This window comes from Streptomyces sp. NBC_00457, from assembly GCF_036014015.1.
GTDB lineage: Bacteria > Actinomycetota > Actinomycetes > Streptomycetales > Streptomycetaceae > Streptomyces.
Genome location: NZ_CP107905.1, coordinates 2,366,119 through 2,384,818 on the forward strand (window position 1 = coordinate 2,366,119; position 18,700 = coordinate 2,384,818).

General features: G+C 70.7%; 15 protein-coding genes. 3 read left to right on the forward strand and 12 right to left on the reverse strand.

Annotated elements, in window-relative coordinates; genetic code table 11:
- Positions 1-28: 28 nt before the first annotated feature.
- The 7 genes from hydA to OG828_RS10860 all read right to left on the reverse strand — a co-directional run bounded on the left by hydA (position 29) and on the right by OG828_RS10860 (position 8,678).
- The gene (gene hydA, locus OG828_RS10830; RefSeq protein WP_328500972.1) at positions 29-1,432 is read right to left on the reverse strand and encodes a dihydropyrimidinase; all 1,404 of its coding nucleotides are present in this window, start codon (positions 1,430-1,432) and stop codon (positions 29-31) included.
- Positions 1,433-1,526: 94 nt separating this feature from the next.
- Positions 1,527-2,369 (reverse strand): nitrilase-related carbon-nitrogen hydrolase, encoded by an 843-nt coding sequence (locus OG828_RS10835; protein ID WP_328437674.1) that lies wholly within the window; start codon positions 2,367-2,369, stop codon positions 1,527-1,529.
- Between the two features lie 155 nt (positions 2,370-2,524).
- Entirely contained in the window at positions 2,525-4,102 is a 1,578-nt protein-coding gene (locus OG828_RS10840; RefSeq protein WP_328500973.1) for a PucR family transcriptional regulator, read from the reverse strand.
- A 25-nt stretch (positions 4,103-4,127) separates the two neighbouring features.
- The gene (locus OG828_RS10845; protein ID WP_328500974.1) at positions 4,128-5,414 is read right to left on the reverse strand and encodes an aspartate aminotransferase family protein; all 1,287 of its coding nucleotides are present in this window, start codon (positions 5,412-5,414) and stop codon (positions 4,128-4,130) included.
- Positions 5,411-6,253: a nitrilase-related carbon-nitrogen hydrolase gene (locus tag OG828_RS10850; protein WP_328353165.1), complete on the reverse strand. Its 843-nt coding sequence runs from the start codon at positions 6,251-6,253 to the stop codon at positions 5,411-5,413. The genes OG828_RS10845 and OG828_RS10850 overlap by 4 nt, the downstream gene beginning before the upstream one ends.
- A gap of 179 nt (positions 6,254-6,432) precedes the next feature.
- Positions 6,433-8,265, reverse strand: a complete 1,833-nt coding sequence (locus OG828_RS10855; protein WP_328500975.1) for a hypothetical protein — start codon at positions 8,263-8,265, stop codon at positions 6,433-6,435.
- A 158-nt stretch (positions 8,266-8,423) separates the two neighbouring features.
- A complete protein-coding gene (locus OG828_RS10860; protein WP_210571873.1) occupies positions 8,424-8,678 on the reverse strand; it encodes a helix-turn-helix domain-containing protein in 255 nt (84 codons plus the stop codon).
- Positions 8,679-8,710: 32 nt separating this feature from the next.
- Here OG828_RS10860 and map point away from each other — a divergent pair, with 32 nt between their 5' ends.
- Entirely contained in the window at positions 8,711-9,478 is a 768-nt protein-coding gene (map, locus tag OG828_RS10865; RefSeq protein WP_328353173.1) for a type I methionyl aminopeptidase, read from the forward strand.
- A 208-nt stretch (positions 9,479-9,686) separates the two neighbouring features.
- A complete protein-coding gene (locus OG828_RS10870; protein WP_328437678.1) occupies positions 9,687-12,212 on the forward strand; it encodes an ATP-dependent Clp protease ATP-binding subunit in 2,526 nt (841 codons plus the stop codon).
- Between the two features lie 58 nt (positions 12,213-12,270).
- Here OG828_RS10870 and ggt read toward each other — a convergent pair whose 3' ends face one another.
- Positions 12,271-14,070: a gamma-glutamyltransferase gene (ggt, locus tag OG828_RS10875; RefSeq protein WP_328500976.1), complete on the reverse strand. Its 1,800-nt coding sequence runs from the start codon at positions 14,068-14,070 to the stop codon at positions 12,271-12,273.
- An 82-nt stretch (positions 14,071-14,152) separates the two neighbouring features.
- Here ggt and OG828_RS10880 point away from each other — a divergent pair, with 82 nt between their 5' ends.
- Entirely contained in the window at positions 14,153-14,911 is a 759-nt protein-coding gene (locus OG828_RS10880; RefSeq protein WP_328500977.1) for a hypothetical protein, read from the forward strand.
- A gap of 272 nt (positions 14,912-15,183) precedes the next feature.
- Here OG828_RS10880 and OG828_RS10885 read toward each other — a convergent pair whose 3' ends face one another.
- From OG828_RS10885 to pcaDC, 4 genes are all read right to left on the reverse strand, one after another.
- Entirely contained in the window at positions 15,184-15,591 is a 408-nt protein-coding gene (locus tag OG828_RS10885) for a DUF6278 family protein (RefSeq protein WP_328353185.1), read from the reverse strand.
- 124 nt (positions 15,592-15,715) lie between these two features.
- Positions 15,716-16,495, reverse strand: a complete 780-nt coding sequence (locus OG828_RS10890; RefSeq protein ID WP_328500978.1) for an exodeoxyribonuclease III — start codon at positions 16,493-16,495, stop codon at positions 15,716-15,718.
- Positions 16,496-16,540: 45 nt separating this feature from the next.
- Positions 16,541-17,176 carry an MBL fold metallo-hydrolase gene (locus tag OG828_RS10895; RefSeq protein ID WP_328437680.1) on the reverse strand — a complete coding sequence of 212 codons (636 nt, stop codon included), beginning with the start codon at positions 17,174-17,176 and terminating at the stop codon, positions 16,541-16,543.
- A 31-nt stretch (positions 17,177-17,207) separates the two neighbouring features.
- Entirely contained in the window at positions 17,208-18,503 is a 1,296-nt protein-coding gene (pcaDC, locus tag OG828_RS10900; RefSeq protein ID WP_328353193.1) for a bifunctional 3-oxoadipate enol-lactonase/4-carboxymuconolactone decarboxylase PcaDC, read from the reverse strand.
- Positions 18,504-18,700: the final 197 nt, after the last annotated feature.

Below are 18,700 nucleotides of genomic sequence, written 5' to 3' on the forward strand. Positions count from 1 at the left end.
CGCCACTCCTAGTTGCTGTGGCGGAACCTCATCGGAGGTACTGGCAAGTTGAGCGGGGCGTGTACAGGCCGTGGCCGGCGCGCCCCGCAAACTCCCGCTCGTTGATGACGACGTCGCCCCGCGACAGCACCGTCTCGACGCGGCCGGTGGTGCGCTTGCCCTCGTACGCCGAATAGTCGACGTTCATGTGGTGCGTCTCGGCGGACATGACCTGCTCGGCGTGCGGGTCGTAGATGACCACGTCGGCGTCGGCGCCCGGCGCGATGGTGCCCTTCTTCGGGTACATGCCGAACATCCGGGCCGGAGTGGCGCAGGCGATCTCGATCCAGCGCCGGCGGCTGATGTGCCCGTCGACGACGGCCTGGTGGAGCAGGTCCATCCGGTTCTCGACGCCCGGCAGACCGTTGGGGATCTTGGAGAAGTCGCCCCGGCCCAGCTCCTTCTGACCTACGAAGCAGAAGGGGCAGTGGTCGGTGGAGACCACCTGGAGGTCGTTCGTGCGCAGGCCCTTCCAGAGGTGGGCCTGGTGCTCCTTGGGCCGCAGGGGCGTGGAGCAGACGTACTTCGAGCCCTCGAAGTCGGGCTCGGCGAGGTTGTCGGTCGACAGGAACAGATACTGCGGGCAGGTCTCCCCGAAGACGGGCAGCCCCTCGTCGCGCGCCCGGGCCAGCTCGGCGACTGCCTCCATCGCCGAGACGTGTACGACGTACAGGGGCGCACCGGCGACCTGCGCGAGCTTGATGGCGCGGTGGGTGGCCTCGGCTTCGAGGAGGGCCTTGCGGACCTTGCCGTGGTAGCGCGGATCGGTCTCGCCCCGGGCCAGCGCCTGCTCGACCAGGACATCGATCGCGATGCCGTTCTCCGCGTGCATCATGATCAGCCCGCCGTTCTCGGCGGAGCGCTGCATCGCGCGCAGGATCTGGCCGTCGTCCGAGTAGAAGACGCCCGGATACGCCATGAACTGCTTGAAGGAGGTCACCCCCTCCTGCACCAGAAGGTCCATCTCCTTCAGCGTCTCCTGGTTCACATCGGAGACGATCATGTGGAAGGCGTAGTCGATGGCGCAGTTGCCCTCGGCCTTGGCGTGCCAGGTGTCGAGGCCCTCGCGGAGGCTGTGGCCCACGCTCTGCACCGCGAAGTCGACGATCGTCGTCGTACCGCCCCAGGCGGCGGCCCGGGTGCCGGTCTCGAAGGTGTCGGAGGCGAAGGTGCCGCCGAACGGCAGCTCCATGTGGGTGTGGGCGTCGACCCCGCCCGGGATCACATACTTCCCGGTGGCGTCGATGACCCGGTCGGCCGTCCAGGCCTCGGCGGCGGGGGTGCCGGAGGTGGCGAGGGCGGCGATACGGCCGTCCTCGATCAGGACGTCGGCGTGGATCTCGTCGGATGCGGTGATGACGAGGCCGCCGCGGATGACGGTACGGGTGTTCATGGGCTGACTCCGCTGGGTTGTGGTCGAGTGCGGGTCGTGTGTGGCTGGTCGCGCAGTTCCCCGCGCCCCTGCGGGGCGCGGGTACCGCTTCCGATCATGGTGCGGTCAGGGGGCCGTACGCCTCCGGGCGGCGGTCGCGGTAGAACTGCCAGCGGTCGCGGACCTCGCGGAGCTTGGCCATGTCGAGGTCGCGTACGACCAGTTCGGTCTCCTTGTCGCTCGCTACCTCCCCCACGAACTGCGCCTCCGGGTCGACGAAGTACGTCGTGCCGTAGAAGTCGTTGTCGCCGTACTCCTCGACACCGACCCGGTTGATCGCACCGACGAAGTACTCGTTGGCGACGGCGGCAGCGGGCTGCTCCAGTTGCCACAGGTAGGCGGACAGGCCGCGCGAGGTGGCCGACGGGTTGAAGACGATCTCGGCACCGGCGAGACCCAGTGCCCGCCAGCCTTCCGGGAAGTGCCGGTCGTAGCAGATGTAGACGCCGATCTTCCCTACGGCCGTGTCGAAGACCGGCCAGCCGACGTTCCCGGGGCGGAAGTAGAACTTCTCCCAGAATCCCGGCACTTGAGGGATGTGATGCTTGCGGTACTTGCCGAGGTAGGAGCCGTCCGCGTCGATCACGGCGGCCGTGTTGTAGAGGACGCCGGGCTGCTCCTCCTCGTACATCGGCAGGATGAGCACGATGCCGTGTTCCTCGGCGAGCGCCTGGAAGCGCCGGACGATCGGGCCCTCCGGGACCGCTTCCGCGTACTCGTAGAAGGCCTTGTCCTGGACCTGGCAGAAGTAGGGCCCGTAGAACAGCTCCTGGAAGCACAGGACTTGAGCACCCTGCGCGGCCGCGTCCCGGACCGCCTGCTCGTGTACCTGGATCATCGACTCCTTGTCGCCCGTCCACGCGGTCTGGAAGAGGGCGGCACGAATCACTCTGCTCATCGGGACCTCCGGTCGCTCGGTGTGCGAGGAGCCTAAGAAGTCCGAAGAGCCGGATTGAGTTGCACGGTGTCACGTCTGCGGGGGTGCGGCGTGTCACGGTGTCACCCTGTCGTGGGCCCATGTTTCACCGCCGTTTTCCCAGGTCGTCGCATGTTTCAGCCCTGTTGCGCGTCGTGCGCGAGGAGTGCGATGTGCACCGAGGCGGCCTGCTCGAAGTCGTCGAGGTCGACGCCGAGCCGCCCCTGTATCGCCTCGAGCCGGCGGTACAGCGCGGGCCGCGAGACGTGGTGGAGCTGGGCGGTGCGGGACTTGTTGCGGCCGGAGGCGAGATACGTCCGCAGGACGGCCAGCAGGTCCTCCTCCGGCTCGCACAGCAGCCCGTCCAGCTCCCGCTCCGCGAAGGACTGCACATGCGGGTCGTCGCGCAGCAGCCGGATCAGGCCCCGCAGATGTACGTCCTTCAGGCGTACGACGGCCGGTAGGTCCAGGACCGCCGAGGAGTCCGCCACGGCGTCGGCGACGTGCTGTGCCTCGCGCAGTCCGGCCGGTACGTCGTCCCAGGCGATCCGCGGACCGGCCGCGGCGACCACGGACTCCCCCGACCCCGACTCGGTCCGCAGCCGCGCCGCGAAGTGCGCCGTCATCCCCTCGGCGTCCTGGTCCCGGGCCAGGCTGAGCAGGACGGCGGTGGCGCCGTCGGCGAGTTCGGCGACCAGGCCGGACAGCCCCAACAGGCGGAGCATCCGGTCGAGTTGGGCCGGATCGCCGTCACGCACGACGAGCGGCACGAAGGTCCGCCGGTTGACCGGGAGCCCGGCCGCCCGTGCCCGGGGCAGCAGCTGCCTGGCCGGTACGACACCGCTCACCAGATCGGTGAGCAGACCCTGCGCCGACTCCTCCTCCCAGGAGTGCGCCGTGCCGCCGCCGAGCATGCGGTGCAGCACGAGGGCCTCGGCGGCACGGTCGGCGAGCAGCCGTCCGGAGGCCGTGTCGCCGCGGTACCCGCAGAGCATGATCTGCCCCCACCGCTCCCCGCGCCCGCCCAGCTCGGCGCGGATCCAGCCGTCCCCCTCGCTCCCGCCCGCCTGCCGCGCGATCCGCTCCCAGTCGCGCAGCACGTCGTCCACCGCGGGCCGCTCCCCCGCTGTGGCGAGGACGCGGTGGGCGAGGTTGGTGACGACGACGGGACAGGCGCTGTGGTGGGCGACCTCGTCGAGCAGGCGTTGCAGCGGGGCGCCCGCGGTGATGAGTCCGGTGAGCGCGGTCCGTACGGCCTCGGAGAGGCTGACCGCGGCGAACTTCCGCCGCACCAGCCGGGACTGCACCTCCTCGGTCAACTCGGCGAAGGGGAACGGGCGATGGAGCACGACCATCGGCAGCCCGCACCGCTCGGCCGCCCGGCGCATCACGTCCGGCGGGGCCGGGAAGGCGCGGCCGAGTCCGAGGACCACGGCCGCGGCCTCCGCGCGGTGCAGGGACCGGATGTACTCGGCCTGCTTGTCCTCGTCCCCGGCCAGCAGCACGCCCGTGGTCAGCACCATCTCGCCGCCGCTGAGCATCACGCCCACGTCGGCGGCCTCGGCGACATGGACCCAGCGCACGGGCCGGTCGAGCTGGCTCGCGCCGGCCACCACCTCGGGCTCCCCGGCGAGCACCCGCTCCAGGGTGAGCACCTGGCGCACCGACAGAGTGGGTTCCAGGGTCGCCAAGGTCTCGAAGGCGGTGGTGGTCATGGCGTGATCCCTTGCTCAGGTTCTGCTACTGGGTGCTCCTCAGAGCGTGTTCGAGGATCGCGGCGCCCTCCTCGGCCTCCGCGACGGTCAGGGACAGCGGCGGGGCGATCCGCAGGCCGCTGGTGTTGTGGCCGCCGCCCTTGCCGAGCAGCAGCCCGCCCTCGCGGGCCGCCTCCAGCACGGCGCTCGCGGCGTCCGGGTCGGCCTGGTCCGTGCCGGGCCTGACCAGCTCGACGCCGATCATCAGCCCGCGCCCGCGCACCTCCCGTACGCCGGGAATCTGCGCCGTGACGGCCCGCAGCCGCTCGATGAGCAGTCCGCCGACGCGCCGGGCGTTGCCCTGGAGGTCGTGCTCCAGCAGATACGTCAGGTTCGCAAGCCCCGCCGCCATGGTGATCTGGGTGCCGCCGAAGGTCGAAATGGAGTTGGCGTCCAGGCAGTTCATGATCTCGCCGCGGGCGACGACCCCGCCGATGGACATGCCGTTGCCGATGCCCTTGGCGAAGGTGAGGATGTCGGGCGGACCGCTCTGGCCGTGCGCCTGCCAGCCCCAGAAGTGCTCGCCGGTGCGGCCCCAGCCGGTCTGCACCTCGTCGGCGATCCACAGGATGCCGCGCTCGTCGAGCACCTCGCGGAAGGCGGCGTACAGCCCGTCCGGCGGGGAGGTGAAGCCGCCGACGCCCTGGATCGGCTCGGCGATCAGCGCGGCGGGCGGGCGGGTGTGGCCGAGGAGGTCCGTCAGGTCCTCGACGCAGGCCTCGATGAACTCGGCGTCGCTCAGGGAGGCGTACGGGCCGCGGGTGCGGACGCCGCCATGGACGTACAGCGTCTGCAGCGGGGACAGCGAGGTCGGGGACCAGCCGCGGTTGCCGGTGATGCCGACGGCGCTGAAGGAGCGGCCGTGGTAGCTGTTGCGCATGGCGAGGATCGTGTTGCTGCGGCGGTATGTCGTCGCGAGCAGCAGGGCGGTGTCGTTGGCCTCCGTGCCGGAGGTGGTGAAGAAGACGCGGGCGTCCGGGATGCCGGACAACTGGGCGATCCGCTCGGCCAGTTCGACCATCGGCCGGTTGAGGTAGAGCGTGGAGGAATGGATGATCCGCCCGGCCTGTTCGCTCACCGCCTTCGTCACCTCGGGCAGCGCGTGCGCGGTCATGGTGGTCAGGATTCCGCCGAAGAAGTCGAGATAGCGGTTGCCCGCGGCGTCCCAGACGTACCGTCCCTCGCCGTGGGTGAGCTCCAGCGGGTCCTCGTAGTAGAGGGCGAGCCAGTCGGGCAGGACGGCGCGGTGGCGTCCCAGCAGGTCCTTGGTCACGGCTGCACCAGCCCCTCGTAGGCGTCGGGCCGTCGGTCGCGGTAGAAGGCCCACTGCTGCCGTACCTCTTCGATGAGGTCGAAGTCGAGGTCGCGGACGACGAGTTCCTCGCCCTTGTCGCTCGCGGTCTCCCCCACGAACTGCCCGCGCGGGTCGACGAAGTACGACGTCCCGTAGAAGTCGTTGTCGCCGTACTCCTCCTGCCCGACCCGGTTGATCGCGGCGACGAAGTACTCGTTGGCGACGGCGGCAGCGGGCTGCTCCAGCTGCCACAGGTGGGCGGACAGACCGCGCGAGGTGGCCGAGGGGTTGTACACCAACTGGGCCCCGTTCAGGCCGAGTTGCCGCCAGCCCTCCGGGAAGTGGCGGTCGTAGCAGATATAGACGCCCACCTTCCCTACGGCGGTGTCGAAGACGGGCCAGCCGACGTTGCCGGGCTTGAAGTAGTACTTCTCCCAGAAGCCCTTGACCTGCGGGATGTGATGCTTGCGGTACTTGCCGAGGAAGGTGCCGTCGGCGTCGATCACGGCCGCGGTGTTGTAGTAGAAACCGGACTGCTCGACCTCGAAGACCGGGACGACGATCACCATGCCGGTCTCGCGCGCGAGATCCTGCATACGACGCACGGTCGGCCCGTCGGGCACCGGCTCGGCCCAGCGGTAGTGCTCGGGCTCCTGGACCTGGCAGAAGTAGGGCGCGTTGAAGACTTCCTGGAAACCGATGATCTTGGCGCCCCGGCGAGCCGCCTCCCGGGCGTACTCCTCGTGTTTCGCCACCATGGACTCGGTGTCGCCGGTCCAGGTGGCCTGGACCAGAGCGGCACGAACGACGTTGGCCATGAGCTGCTCCTTCGACGGGACGTCAGAGCCTCTACGCACGTAGACACTGCCGTAGAGGGTCGAAAGTAAGCCTCGCGGACAGCCTTGCCAAGACCATCGTCGTTAACCCGCTGAGTCGATCACGTTTCACACTCCCGCGGGTGAGTCAGATGACCTCCCCGTCCGTACTGGTGTACATGTCAGGCGGCGAATCCGGCGACCCGGAGAGCGTGGACGAGGTCCCAGTGGCGCTCCTCCGACACGCCCTGTGCGGCCTCCAGCAGCAGCGGTACGAGCGTCTGCGGCTCGGGCTCGGCGCTGCGCGCGGCCTCCTCCGGGGTGCGGACCCGGACATAGGCGTCCAGCAGCGCCCGGACCTCGCGCCCCCGCCCCTCACGGGCCAGCCCGAGCACGGCCTGCCCGATCTCGGCGGCGGGCCGCGCCACGCCCTGCCGCAGGATCTGCTCCCCGTCCGCCGTGCGCCCCGCCGCGGCCAGCGCGTCGGCGGCGGCTACCAGCCGGTCGGCGGGCAGCGAGGCCGCCTCCCACAGCAGCGTCGCCCAGTCGGCTCCGAACCCGGCCCGCTGCATCTCGGCGGCGAGCAGCGGAAAGTGGTCGGCGGGCCAGTAGGCGGCCTCGACGAGCAGCACATGCGCCTCGCCGCTACGCCCCTCGGCCCGCAGCCGCGCCAGCGTCTCGACCGTCCCGACGACCTGCCGCCGCGCCTCCGAGCCCACCGTCTCGCCCTGCGGTTCCGGCGCCGACGCCTCCTCCGCGGCGACCCCGGCGAACCGGGCCCCGCGCGGCGTACGCCCGCCCGCGACGGGCGGCTCGGGCAGCACCGGCACGACGGCGTCCGGGGCTACGACGACGGGGACGGCCTCTTCCTGCACCATCCCGGCGTACCGCGCACCGCCCCGGCGCCGCTTGCGTTGCTTGGGGGCGGGCTGTGGGGAGGGCTGCGCGGGCTGTTCCGGGGCCGGGTCGGGATGCGCGGTCCTCGCGGTCCGGCTCCGATCGTGCCCGGCGTCCTCGGCTTCCTGCGGGGCGGGACCTCCAGTGCCTCGGGTGTCGCCGTACATCGGATTCACGTGGGCCGGGCCTCGACCGCGCCCCACGTCCTCGGCTTCCTGCGAGGCGGGACCTCCAGGGCCCCGGGTTTCGCCGTGTACCGGATTCACGTGCTGGGCAGGACCCGACGCGTGCCCGGAGGTGGGTGCGGGCCAGCCATCGGGATCCTGCGGACCATACGCGGAGCCCGGGGACTGCGCGGTGCGCTGCTGCGGCATCCGGTGCGCTTCCGCGTGCTGCCGGGCGCCGCGGGAATCGCCGGGCTGCGGGAACACGTCGTCGTAGGCACCACTGCCGGCACCGTCGTAGGCACCCCTTCCGCCACCGTCGTACGCACCGCGGCGCCGCACCCCCGTGCCGTCGCCGTACGCACCCTGCCCACCGGCCCCCGCGCCGTCCCCGTATGTCCCCTGCCCGCCGCCCCGGCGGATCGCCGCCGCCTGTCCGCCGATCGATCTGCGGTCCAACTCCGCGATACGGGAACGGAGTTCGGCGCAACGGGCGGTGGCGCGGTCGTGGTCGTCGCGGGCCCAGGCGAGGTCGAGGCGGACGGCGTCGGCCTGTTCGCGGGTCGTCGCGGAGGCGAGCAAACGGCCCAACTCGGCCTGCCGTTCGGCGGCGTAGCGCTGTTCGCGGAGCATCACGTCCAGGCGGTCCCCGAGGGCGTCGCGGGCGCCAGGACGGGCGTCATGGGCGTTGAGCGCGGCGGCGTGCAGGGAGCGGGCCCGGTCCTCTTCGGGAGCGGCGACATCGGGGCCGTAGTCGGCGGCGAGGTCCTGCAGGAGCGCCTCCATCACGTCCCAGGGCGGGATTTCGCGTCCGTCGAGACAGGCCCGCATACCGTCGGGGTCGCGTTGCCAGAACACCGCGCACCAGCCGGCGCCCTGATCCAGGCGTGCCAGCAGACCGTCCAGGTAGTTCGCGAACTCCCGCATCCGCCCCGGGAGTTGATCCACAGTCATCGCTCAACTCCTGCCAGACCGGAACACTCCGGTCCGTAGGCAACACCAGCCGTGTTACGGGAACGCTACAGGGTGTTTTCCACGGGTGAGCAGGAGTCTCCTTGCACAGGAGTTGTGGCGGTGACCGAATCCGGTCACCGCCATGCGAACGCGGACCATCACGCCGCCGCCGCGAGTACGCAACCCCCCGCCAGCTCGTCCATCGACAGACCGAGCGCCCCGGCCAGCGCCGCCACGGTGAAGAAGGCCGGCGTCGGGGCCCGTCCGGTCTCGATCTTGCGCAGCGTCTCGGCGGAGATCCCGGCGCTCGCCGCGACGTCGGCCATGCTGCGGCCGCCGCGCGCCTCACGCAGCAGCCGGCCGAGCCGCTCGCCGCGTTCACGCTCTTGTGGAGTCAGTGGGGTGCGTACCATGCCACCATTCTAATACCGGTATAGTAATTGGCATGGTGGAACTGAAGACGGACACTTCGATCGATGCGATGTACACGGCCGGCCAGGTCGTCGGCCAGGCCCTGACAGCCGTACGAAAAGCCGCTGACGTGGGTGTTTCCCTGCTGGAGCTGGACGAGGTGGCGCGTGAGGTGCTGGACGGCGCGGGCGCGACATCACCGTTCCTCGGCTATCGCCCCTCCTTCGCCCCCGTCCCCTTCCCCGCCGTCATCTGCGCCTCCGTCAACGACGCGATCGTGCACGGCATCCCGACCCGCTACCGGCTGCGCGACGGCGACCTCGTCTCCATCGACTGCGGCGCCGAACTCGACGGCTGGGTCGGCGACTCGGCGATCAGCTTCATCGTCGGCAAGCCACGCCCCGCCGACCTCCGCCTGATCGAGACCGCCGAGCGCGCCCTCGCCGCCGGCATCGAGGCAGCCGTGGTCGGCAACCGCATCGGCGACATCGCCCACGCCATCGGCACCATCTGCCGCGCCGCCGGCTACGGCATCCCCCAGGGCTTCGGCGGCCACGGCATCGGCCGCCACATGCACGAGGACCCCTCCATCCCGAACGAGGGCCGCCCCGGCCGCGGCCTCCCCCTCCGCCACGGCATGGCCATCGCCATCGAACCCATGCTCCTGGCCGGCGGCAAGGACCACTACCACGCAGCCCCAGACGGCTGGACCCTAAAAACAAACGACGGTTCAAGGGCAGCCCACGCAGAACACACGGTGGCAATCACGGAAACAGGCCCCCGCATCTTGACCGAACGGTAGTGAAGCGCCCCGTAAGGGGCGCGGGGAACTGCGCGAGCAACCACGAACAACCCGCACCCGCAAACCAAGATCACGACCCGGAACAGTAGGCGCCCGACATGCCGCCGCCTATCGACCGTGCCAAGGTGTTGAGGGAGCCCACGTGTAGCCGGGCCCGGCATTGGGCACTCGTCCGCACCAGCACGTCGATCAGCGGAACGGACATGCGATGACCAGCGGCTTCGACTCCGACCCCCTCAGCGAATTCCTCGCCCGCTTCTTCGGCGGCCCCCGCCCCGCCCCCCGTCAGATCGACATCGGCCGCCTGCTGAGCCAACCCGCCCGCGAGCTGGTCCGCGGCGCCGCCCAGTACGCCGCCGAGCACGGCAGCCGCGATCTGGACACCCAGCACCTGCTGCGTGCCGCACTCGCGACCGAGCCCACGCGGACCCTGCTCGCCCGGGCCGGCGCGGACCCCGACTCCCTCGCCTCGGAGATCGACGAGCGCTCGGGCCCGGTCCAGCACGCCCCGGAGGAGGCCCCGCCGCCCACCGCGCTGTCCCTGACCCCCGCGGTCAAGCGTGCCCTGCTGGACGCGCACGAGCTGGCCCGGACGCGCGGCACCGGCTACATCGGCCCGGAGCACGTACTCAGCGCGCTGGCGGCAAACCCCGACTCGGCCGCCGGGCACATCCTCAACGCGGCCCGCTTCGCCCCCACCGGCCTGCCGCCGGAGCCCCCGGACGCCACCCCGCCCCGCGCCGAACGGCCGCGCGTCACCGGGACACCGACGCTGGACAAGTACGGCCGTGATCTCACCGACCTGGCCCGCCAGGGCCGGATCGACCCGGTGATCGGACGGGAGGAGGAGATCGAGCAGACCATCGAGGTCCTCTCCCGGCGCGGCAAGAACAACCCCGTGCTGATCGGTGACGCGGGCGTCGGCAAGACGGCGGTCGTCGAGGGCCTGTCCCAGCGCATCGCCGACGGTGACGTGCCGGACGTACTCAGCGGGCGCAGGGTCGTGGCGCTGGACCTGACGGGCGTGGTCGCGGGTACCCGCTACCGGGGCGACTTCGAGGAGCGGATGCACAACATCGTGGGTGAGATCGGCTCCCACTCCGACCAACTGATCGTCTTCATCGACGAGTTGCACACCGTGGTCGGCGCCGGCGGAGGCGGCGAGGGCGGCGGGTCCATGGACGCGGGCAACATCCTCAAGCCCGCGCTGGCCCGCGGCGAGCTGCACATCGTGGGCGCGACCACGCTGGAGGAGTACCGCAGGATCGAGAAGGACGCGGCGCTCTCCCGCCGCTTCCAGCCGATCCTGGTGCCCGAGCCGACCGCCGCGGACGCGATCGAGATCCTGCGCGGCCTGCGCGACCGCTACGAGGCCCACCACCAGGTCCGCTACGCCGACGAAGCCCTGGTCGCCGCCGTGGAGCTGTCCGACCGCTATCTCACCGACCGCCGGCTGCCGGACAAGGCGATCGACCTGATCGACCAGGCGGGCGCCCGGGTGCGGCTGCGCGCCCGGACGAAGGGCACGGACGTACGGGTCCTGGAGCGCGAGGTCGAGCAGCTCACCCGGGACAAGGACCAGGCGGTCGCGGACGAGCAGTACGAGACGGCCACGCAGCTGCGCGACCGGATCGGCGAACTGAAGCGGCAGATCACCGACACCGGGGAAGGAAAGGCCGACGAGGGACAGGACCTGGAGGTCACCGCGGAAGCGATCGCCGAGGTGGTGTCCCGGCAGACCGGCATCCCGGTGAGCAGCCTGACCGAGGAGGAGAAGGACCGGCTGCTCGGCCTGGAGGAGCATCTGCACCAGCGGGTCGTCGGCCAGGACGAGGCGGTCCGCGTGGTCGCCGACGCGGTACTGCGCTCCCGCGCCGGACTCGCCAGCCCGGACCGGCCGATCGGCAGCTTCCTCTTCCTCGGCCCGACCGGCGTCGGCAAGACCGAACTGGCCCGCGCGCTCGCCGAGGCCCTGTTCGCCAGCGAGGAGCGGATGGTCCGCCTCGACATGAGCGAGTACCAGGAACGGCACACGGTCAGCCGCCTGGTCGGCGCCCCGCCCGGCTACGTCGGCCACGAGGAGGCCGGCCAGCTCACCGAGGTGGTCCGCCGCCACCCGTACTCCCTCCTCCTCCTCGACGAGGTGGAGAAGGCGCACCCGGACGTCTTCAACATCCTCCTCCAGGTCCTGGACGACGGCCGGCTGACCGACGCCCAGGGCCGCACCGTGGACTTCACCAACACGGTCATCGTGATGACCAGCAACCTCGGCTCCGAGGCCATCACCCGACGCGGCGCGGGCATCGGCTTCGGAGCGGGCGGCACCGAGGCCGACGAGGAGGCCCGGCGCGAACAGATCCTGCGTCCGCTGCGCGAGCACTTCCGGCCCGAGTTCCTCAACCGCATCGACGAGATCGTGTTCTTCCGCCAGCTGACAGGCGACCAACTACGCCAGATCACCACCCTCCTGCTGGAACGCACCCGCCGCCTCCTGCACGCCCAGGGCGTCACCGTCGACTTCACCGACACAGCCGTCGACTGGCTCGCGGAACGCGGCTACCAGCCCGAATACGGCGCAAGGCCACTGCGCCGCACGATCCAGCGAGAGGTCGACAACGAACTGTCCCGCCTACTCCTGGACGGCCGAGTCAAGGAGGGCGACCGGGTAACGGTGGACACGGAGGCCGACCGCTTGAGGTTCCACCCACAGAACAATCCAAGCAACTTGGCCTGAGACGCCCCGTCAGGGGCGCGGGGAACTGCGCGACCAGCCCCCACACACCCGCAGACCCCTACGGCGCGGGGTACACCACTTGCGCGGACCCACCACCCCGCCGCACCTTCTCCGCAGCAGCCAGCCACTTCCCACCCGGCAACCGCTGCACACCCGTCGCCGCCCCGATCTCGGCGTTCTGCCGGAAGCCGTGCCCGATCGCTTCCAACTGCCCCTTCAACGGACTGCTCCACAGCCCCGGTTCGAGCTCGGTGGTCGTCTGGTTGCGCTGACTGGCCCGCGGCGCAGCAATCGCGTCGACCAGCGGCAGGCCTCGGTCGACAAACCCGGTCAGCGTCTGCAGCACGGTCGTGATGATGGTGGCCCCACCGGGCGACCCGAGCGCCACGACCGGCTTGCCGTGCTGGTCGAGGACGATCGTCGGGGACATGGACGAGCGCGGGCGCTTGCCCGGACCCGGCAGGTTCGGGTCGTGGACGGCCGGACTGGCCGGGGTGAAGGAGAAGTCCGTCAGCTCGTTGTTGAGGATGAAGCCACGGCCCGGGACCGTGATGCCGCTGCCGCCGGTCTGCTCGATGGTCAGCGTGTACGAGACGACGTTGCCCCACTTGTCGGCCACCGTGAGGTGGGTCGTGCTGTCGCCCTCGTACGTGGTCGGGGCCGCCGTGCCTCCCGTGTCGCAGGCCGCCGGATCGCGCGGGTCGCCCGGCGCGACCGGGCTCGTCAGCACCGCGTCGTCCCTGATGAGGCACTCCCGCGAATCGGCGTACCGCTGGGACAGCAGCTCCTTCGTCGGTACGTCCTCAAAGGCGGGGTCGCCGACCCAGCGCCCCCGGTCCGCGAACGCGATCCGGCTCGCTTCGATGTAGCGGTGCAGGTACTGCACCTCGCTCGCCTTCGACAGGTCGGTGTTCTCCAGGATGTTGAGGGCCTCACCGACCGTCGTGCCGCCGGAGGACGACGGCGCCATGGAGTAGACGCCGAGACCGCGGTACGAGGACTTGGTCGGGGCCTGGAGCTTGGTGCGATAGGCGGCGAGATCCTTGGCGGACAGGTCGCCGGGGCGGGCGTTCCAGCCCGAACTCGGCTCCACGGGCGGGTTGTTGACCGTGTCGACGATGTCCTCGGCCAAGTCGCCCCGGTAGAGCGCGCCGACACCCTTCTTCGCCAACTCCGCGTAGGTGCGGGCGAGATCGGGGTTCTTGAAGGTGGAGCCGACGACAGGAAGCGCGCCGTTCGGCAGGAACAGCTCGGCGGTGTCCGGGAAGTAGCGGAACCGGGTCTCGTTGGCGGCGGTCTGCGTGCGGAAGGTGTCGTCGACGACGAAGCCGTCACGCGCGAGTCGCTCCGCCGGCTTCAGCAGGGTGCCCAGCCCCCTGCTCCCCCACTTGTCCAGCGCCTTCTGCCAGGTGGCAGGCGTGCCCGGGGTTCCGACACTCAGGCCGCTGCTGACGGCCTCGGCGAAGGGGATCGCCGTGCCGTTCTCCACGAAGAGCTGCGAGTCGGCGGTCAGGGGCGCGGTCTCACGGCCGTCGATCGTGTGCACCGTACGGGACTTGGCGTCGTAGTAGACGAAGTAGCCGCCTCCGCCGATGCCGGAGGAGTACGGCTCGGTGACGCCGAGCGCGGCGGCCGTGGCCACGGCCGCGTCGACGGCGTTGCCACCCCGCTTCAGGACCTCGATACCGGCGGCGGAGGCGTCCGCGTCGACGCTGGCGACGGCGCCGCCGTAGCCGACGGCGACGGGGACCTTCTCGACGGCCGGACGGGAAGCGGCGGGAGGCGCCGCCGCCCCCACCGACATCATGGCGACCGAGACCGCCAGGACCGACAGCTTGCGTGCGACGGAACGACGCATCCGCACCTCCAGTCAGGGACCGTTCGCGCAGCCTAATGGATCGACATGCCCCCGTCAGGAGCACCCGCTACCATGCGCGCCCATGAATGACGACGTACGCAACATCGTCCTCGGCGTGGTGGCCGCGGGCATCAGTGCCGCGCTCGGCTGGCTGGCCCGGACCTATGTGTGGAAGCGGAAACTCCGCCGCAAGCAGGCCTTCTTCGGGCTGCCGGAGAACTCGGAGTCCCTGCTCGTCGTCAACCGCGACCCGGCCACCTCCGAACCGGCGGTGCACCGCTTCGACGTGTTCGCCCTGCTGGAGCTGTCCGCGCTGATCAAGGACTGCGGCGCGCACACCCAGGTGATCACGCAGGACGCTGCCCATCAGGGTTTCGGCGAGCGTACGGAGTTCTGTGTGGGCGGGCCGGGGTCGAACCGGCGCATGCTGGCCCATATGTCCGCGATGCTGCCCGGTATACGGATCAACATCGACCCCGAACCCGGCCCGGACCGGGGCGCCTTCCAGATCGGCAGCGAGCGCTACCGCATGGAGGCGGGCGTCGCCGAGTACGTGCTGCTGGCCCGGCTCACCGCGGGCGACCCGAAGCAGAGCCGTCCGGTCTTCCTCTTCTGCGGCCAGCGCGCCATCACCAACCAGGCCGCGACCCGCTATCTGGCCCGCAACCACGAGCGCCTGGCCCGCAAGCACGGCAGCAACTCCTTCGTCCTGCTGCTGAAGGTCATCAACTCCCAGGCCTACGGACCGGACGTGGTCGAACTCGTCGACGATGTCACCCGGACCGCGCAGACGCCGCTGCCGGCGCCGGCGGCTCCGCGCAACTCCCACCGCGCCTCCTGAGTCCCACCGGGCTCGGCCACGGGCGCTCCGACACAGGGGCGGAACCCGTCCGGCGTGCAGCTGACCTTCTCCTCGCCTCCGCAGTGCGAGCAGTGATCTCCGGCTGCCGCCGGGCGGGCCTGGCGCTGTGACTTGCTGCCCCCTACCCCGCTCTCAACTGTGTCGTGGTTGCCGCAAACTATCCAGGATAAGAGGGGCATAAGCGCACGACACGCACCTTTCGGGCATTAGCCATATTTACCGCGAATTGCGAGTTCAAGGGAAACTGAGGGTCACGCCTCCGCGACCTCCGCGTACAGCTGCGACAGTTCGGGCACCCCGCTGGACGCCCATTCCTGGCCGGAGGCGACGACATCGAACTCGCGGCCCGAAGCGAGCCGGATCACCGGCTGGCCGTTGGGCCAGATCTCCCACGCGGCGCCCGGCACGGTACGCACGATCACGGTGCCCAGATACAGACCGGCGTCGTTGCCCAGCCAGGGCAGGATCTCCTCGTCGTCCCGCCACCGCGGGACCAACTGGTCGAGTTCCTCCAACGAGGCGGCGGAGTCGTCCAGTCGGACGCCCTCCTCGGACGCCTGGGAGCGCAGCAGTTCACACTCGGCAAGGAGTTCGGCGATGCCCTCGGCGTCGGGGAACCCGGGCTTCTTGCTCCGGTCGCCCAGAAAAGGGATCTTCATACCCCCAGCCTGTCATTCGCACCGCCGTGCGCACCACAGGCGCGGAGGTGATTTAGCTGCGGGTCGGTGGGGGCTGGTCGCGCAGTTCCCCGCGCCCCTATCGGGGCGCTCCAGCGCAGGCCGCTTACACCTCCAGGTCCACTACCACCGGCGCGTGGTCCGACGCGCCCTTGCCCTTGCGTTCCTCTCGGTCCACGTAGGAGTCCTTGACCGCCTTGGTGAACGGCTCGTTGCCGTAGACGAGGTCGATGCGCATGCCGCGGTTCTTGGGGAAGCAGAGCTGGCGGTAGTCCCAGTACGTGAAGGGGTGGTCGTACTTGAGGGGGCGGGGGACGACGTCCGACAGGCCTGCCTCGCGCAGGGAGGCGAGGGCCGCGCGCTCGGCGGGGGTGACGTGGGTGGAGCCTTCGAAGGCGGACACGTCGTAGACGTCGTCGTCCGTCGGCGCCACGTTGTAGTCGCCCATCACCGCGAACGGGCGGCTGCCGGACGCGTCGCCCGCGACGGTCGCCTTGAGGGCCTCGAACCACTGGAGCTTGTAGGCGTAGTGGGGGTGGTCCACCTCACGGCCGTTCGGCACGTACACCGACCAGACGCGGACCGGGCCGCAGGTGGCGGCGATGGCGCGGGGCTCGACCACGCCGTCGAAGCCGGGGTCGCCGGGCAGGCCCTTGACCACGTCCTCAAGGCCTATGCGGGAGAGCACCGCCACGCCGTTCCACCGGCCGGTCGCGTGGACCGCCGACTCGTAGCCGAGCTCGCGCAGTTGAGCGGACGGGAACTGGTCCTCGGCGACCTTGGCCTCCTGGAGGCAGAGCACGTCGGTGCCGCTGCTCTCCAGCCAGGCCAGGAGCCTCGGCAGGCGGGCGGTGATCGAGTTCACGTTCCAGGTCGCGATGCGCATGTCCCACAACCTACCGGGCGGGTCTGACAACGCGGCCCGGGGTTCTCAGACCTCCGCCGACGCCCCCGGCGTCAGCCGCAGGTGCTCCGCGCCGCCGAGGGCGCCGATCTGGTTGTCGTAGATCGGGCGGGCCAGGTCGGTGAGCAGGGCGTCGTGGATGTCGTACGCGCGCCGCGGCTTGACCTCGCGGACGTAGTCGATGACCTCGGAGATCTTGCTCCAGGGGGCCATGACCGGGAGCATCAGCGTGTCCACGGCACGGTCGGGGACGGTGAGGGCGTCGCCGGGGTGGAAGACGCGGCCGCCGTCGACGAGGTAGCCGACGTTGGTGATGCGGGGGATGTCCGGGTGGATCACGGCGTGCAGTTCGCCGTGGACCTGGATGTCGAAGCCCGCGGCTGTGAAGGTGTCGCCGTGGCCGACGGTGTGCACGCGGCCGGGGAAAGCCGGCGAGATCTTGTCCGCGACGGACTTGAGGGTCCAGATCTCGGCGGCCGGGTTGGCCTCCATGGCCGACCGCAGCCGCTCCTCGTTGAAGTGGTCGGGGTGCTCGTGGGTGACGAGGATCGCGTCCGCGCCGACCGCGGCGTCCTCCTCGCTGAATCCCCCGGGGTCGAGGACGAGCGTCCGCCCGTCCTTCTCGAGGCGGATACAGGAGTGCGACTTCTTCGTCAGCTTCATGACACCATCCTGCCTCCGGGGCGCCGCGGGATCACTCCGTGGGCGTGGTCTCCTCGCGGATGACCTGCTGAGCCACCTTGAACGCGCTGTTCGCCGCCGGTACGCCGCAGTAGACGGCCGCCTGCAGCAGCACTTCCTTGATCTCGAGGGGGGTGAGGCCGTTGCGCAGGGCCGCCCGGGTGTGGAAGGCGAGCTCGTCCAGGTGGCCGCCCGCGACCAGGGCGGTGAGGGTGACGCAGCTGCGGGCCCGTCGGTCGAGTCCTGGTCGGTCCCAGATCTCGCCCCACGCATACCGGGTGATGAACTCCTGGAAGTCCCCGGAGAATTCGTCGGCCTGCGCCAGCGCCCGGTCGACATGCGCGTCGCCGAGCACCTCGCGGCGCACCTTGAGCCCGGCTTCGTACGGATCGGGCCGCCCCGTGGGCTGCGGCGGTACGACGGCCGCGGCGATCTCGGCGATGGGCGCGGGCTGCGGCGGTGCGGCCAGGACCGGCTTGACCGGGGTGGCCTGGATGGCGACCTGGCCGGTGGAGGTGTCGTAGGCGGGCTGCCAGGCGGTGGAGAAGTGCCGGACGAGTAGGTCGGTGACGGCGGCGGGCTGTTCGACGGGCACCAGGTGGGAGGCGCCGGGGACCACCGCGAGCCGCGCGTCCGGTATTCCGGCGACCAGGGTGCGGGCCTCGGCGGGGCCGGTGACCTGGTCCTCCGAGCCGACGAGCACGAGGGTGGGGACGCCGACGCGGCCTAGTTCCGGCCGGACGTCGAAGGAGGCGAGCGCCTCGCAGGCGGCTATGTAGCAGCCGGGGTCGGTGGTGCGCACCATCTGCACCGCCCACTCGGTGATCGCGGGCTGCGCGGCGGCGAACCCGCCGGTGAACCAGCGGTCCGGGGAGCTACGGGCGATGGGGTCGAGCCCGTTCGTGCGCACGATCACCCCGCGCTGCCGGAACTCGTCGGCCGTGCCGAAGCGGGGCGAGGCGGCGATCAGCGCGAGCGAGGCGAGGCGCTCCGGGTGCCGCAGCGCCAGCTCCACACCGACGGCGCCGCCGAGCGCACAGCCCGCGTAGCCGAAGCGCTGCACGCCGAGCCCGTCCAGCGTGGCGAGCAGCCGGTCGGCCACCTCGGCGACCGAGCCCGCCGGGTACGCCGGTGCGCCGCCGTGTCCCGGTAGATCGAACCGGAAGACGCGCCACTGCTTCGTCAGCTCGGGGACCTGCCGGTCCCACATGTGCCAGGTGGTGCCCAGGGAGGGACCCAGGATCAGGACTGGTAGGTGTTCTGGCCCGTCAAAGCGGTACTGCAGCGTCTCTGTCTTGCCTTCGGTCACGGGTTCACACCTTCATCTGTCACGATCTGTCACACGTTCCCTGCGAGACCTCCACATGCCTCCGCCGCTGGAAGCAGGTCCGCCACGTCCCGCTTCAGGTACCACTTCTTCGTCGTCTTCACGTTCGTGTGCCCGGTCCACCTGGTGAGCAGGTGATTTGGCACATCGTTGTTGGCGAGTACGTGAGGCGAGACGCC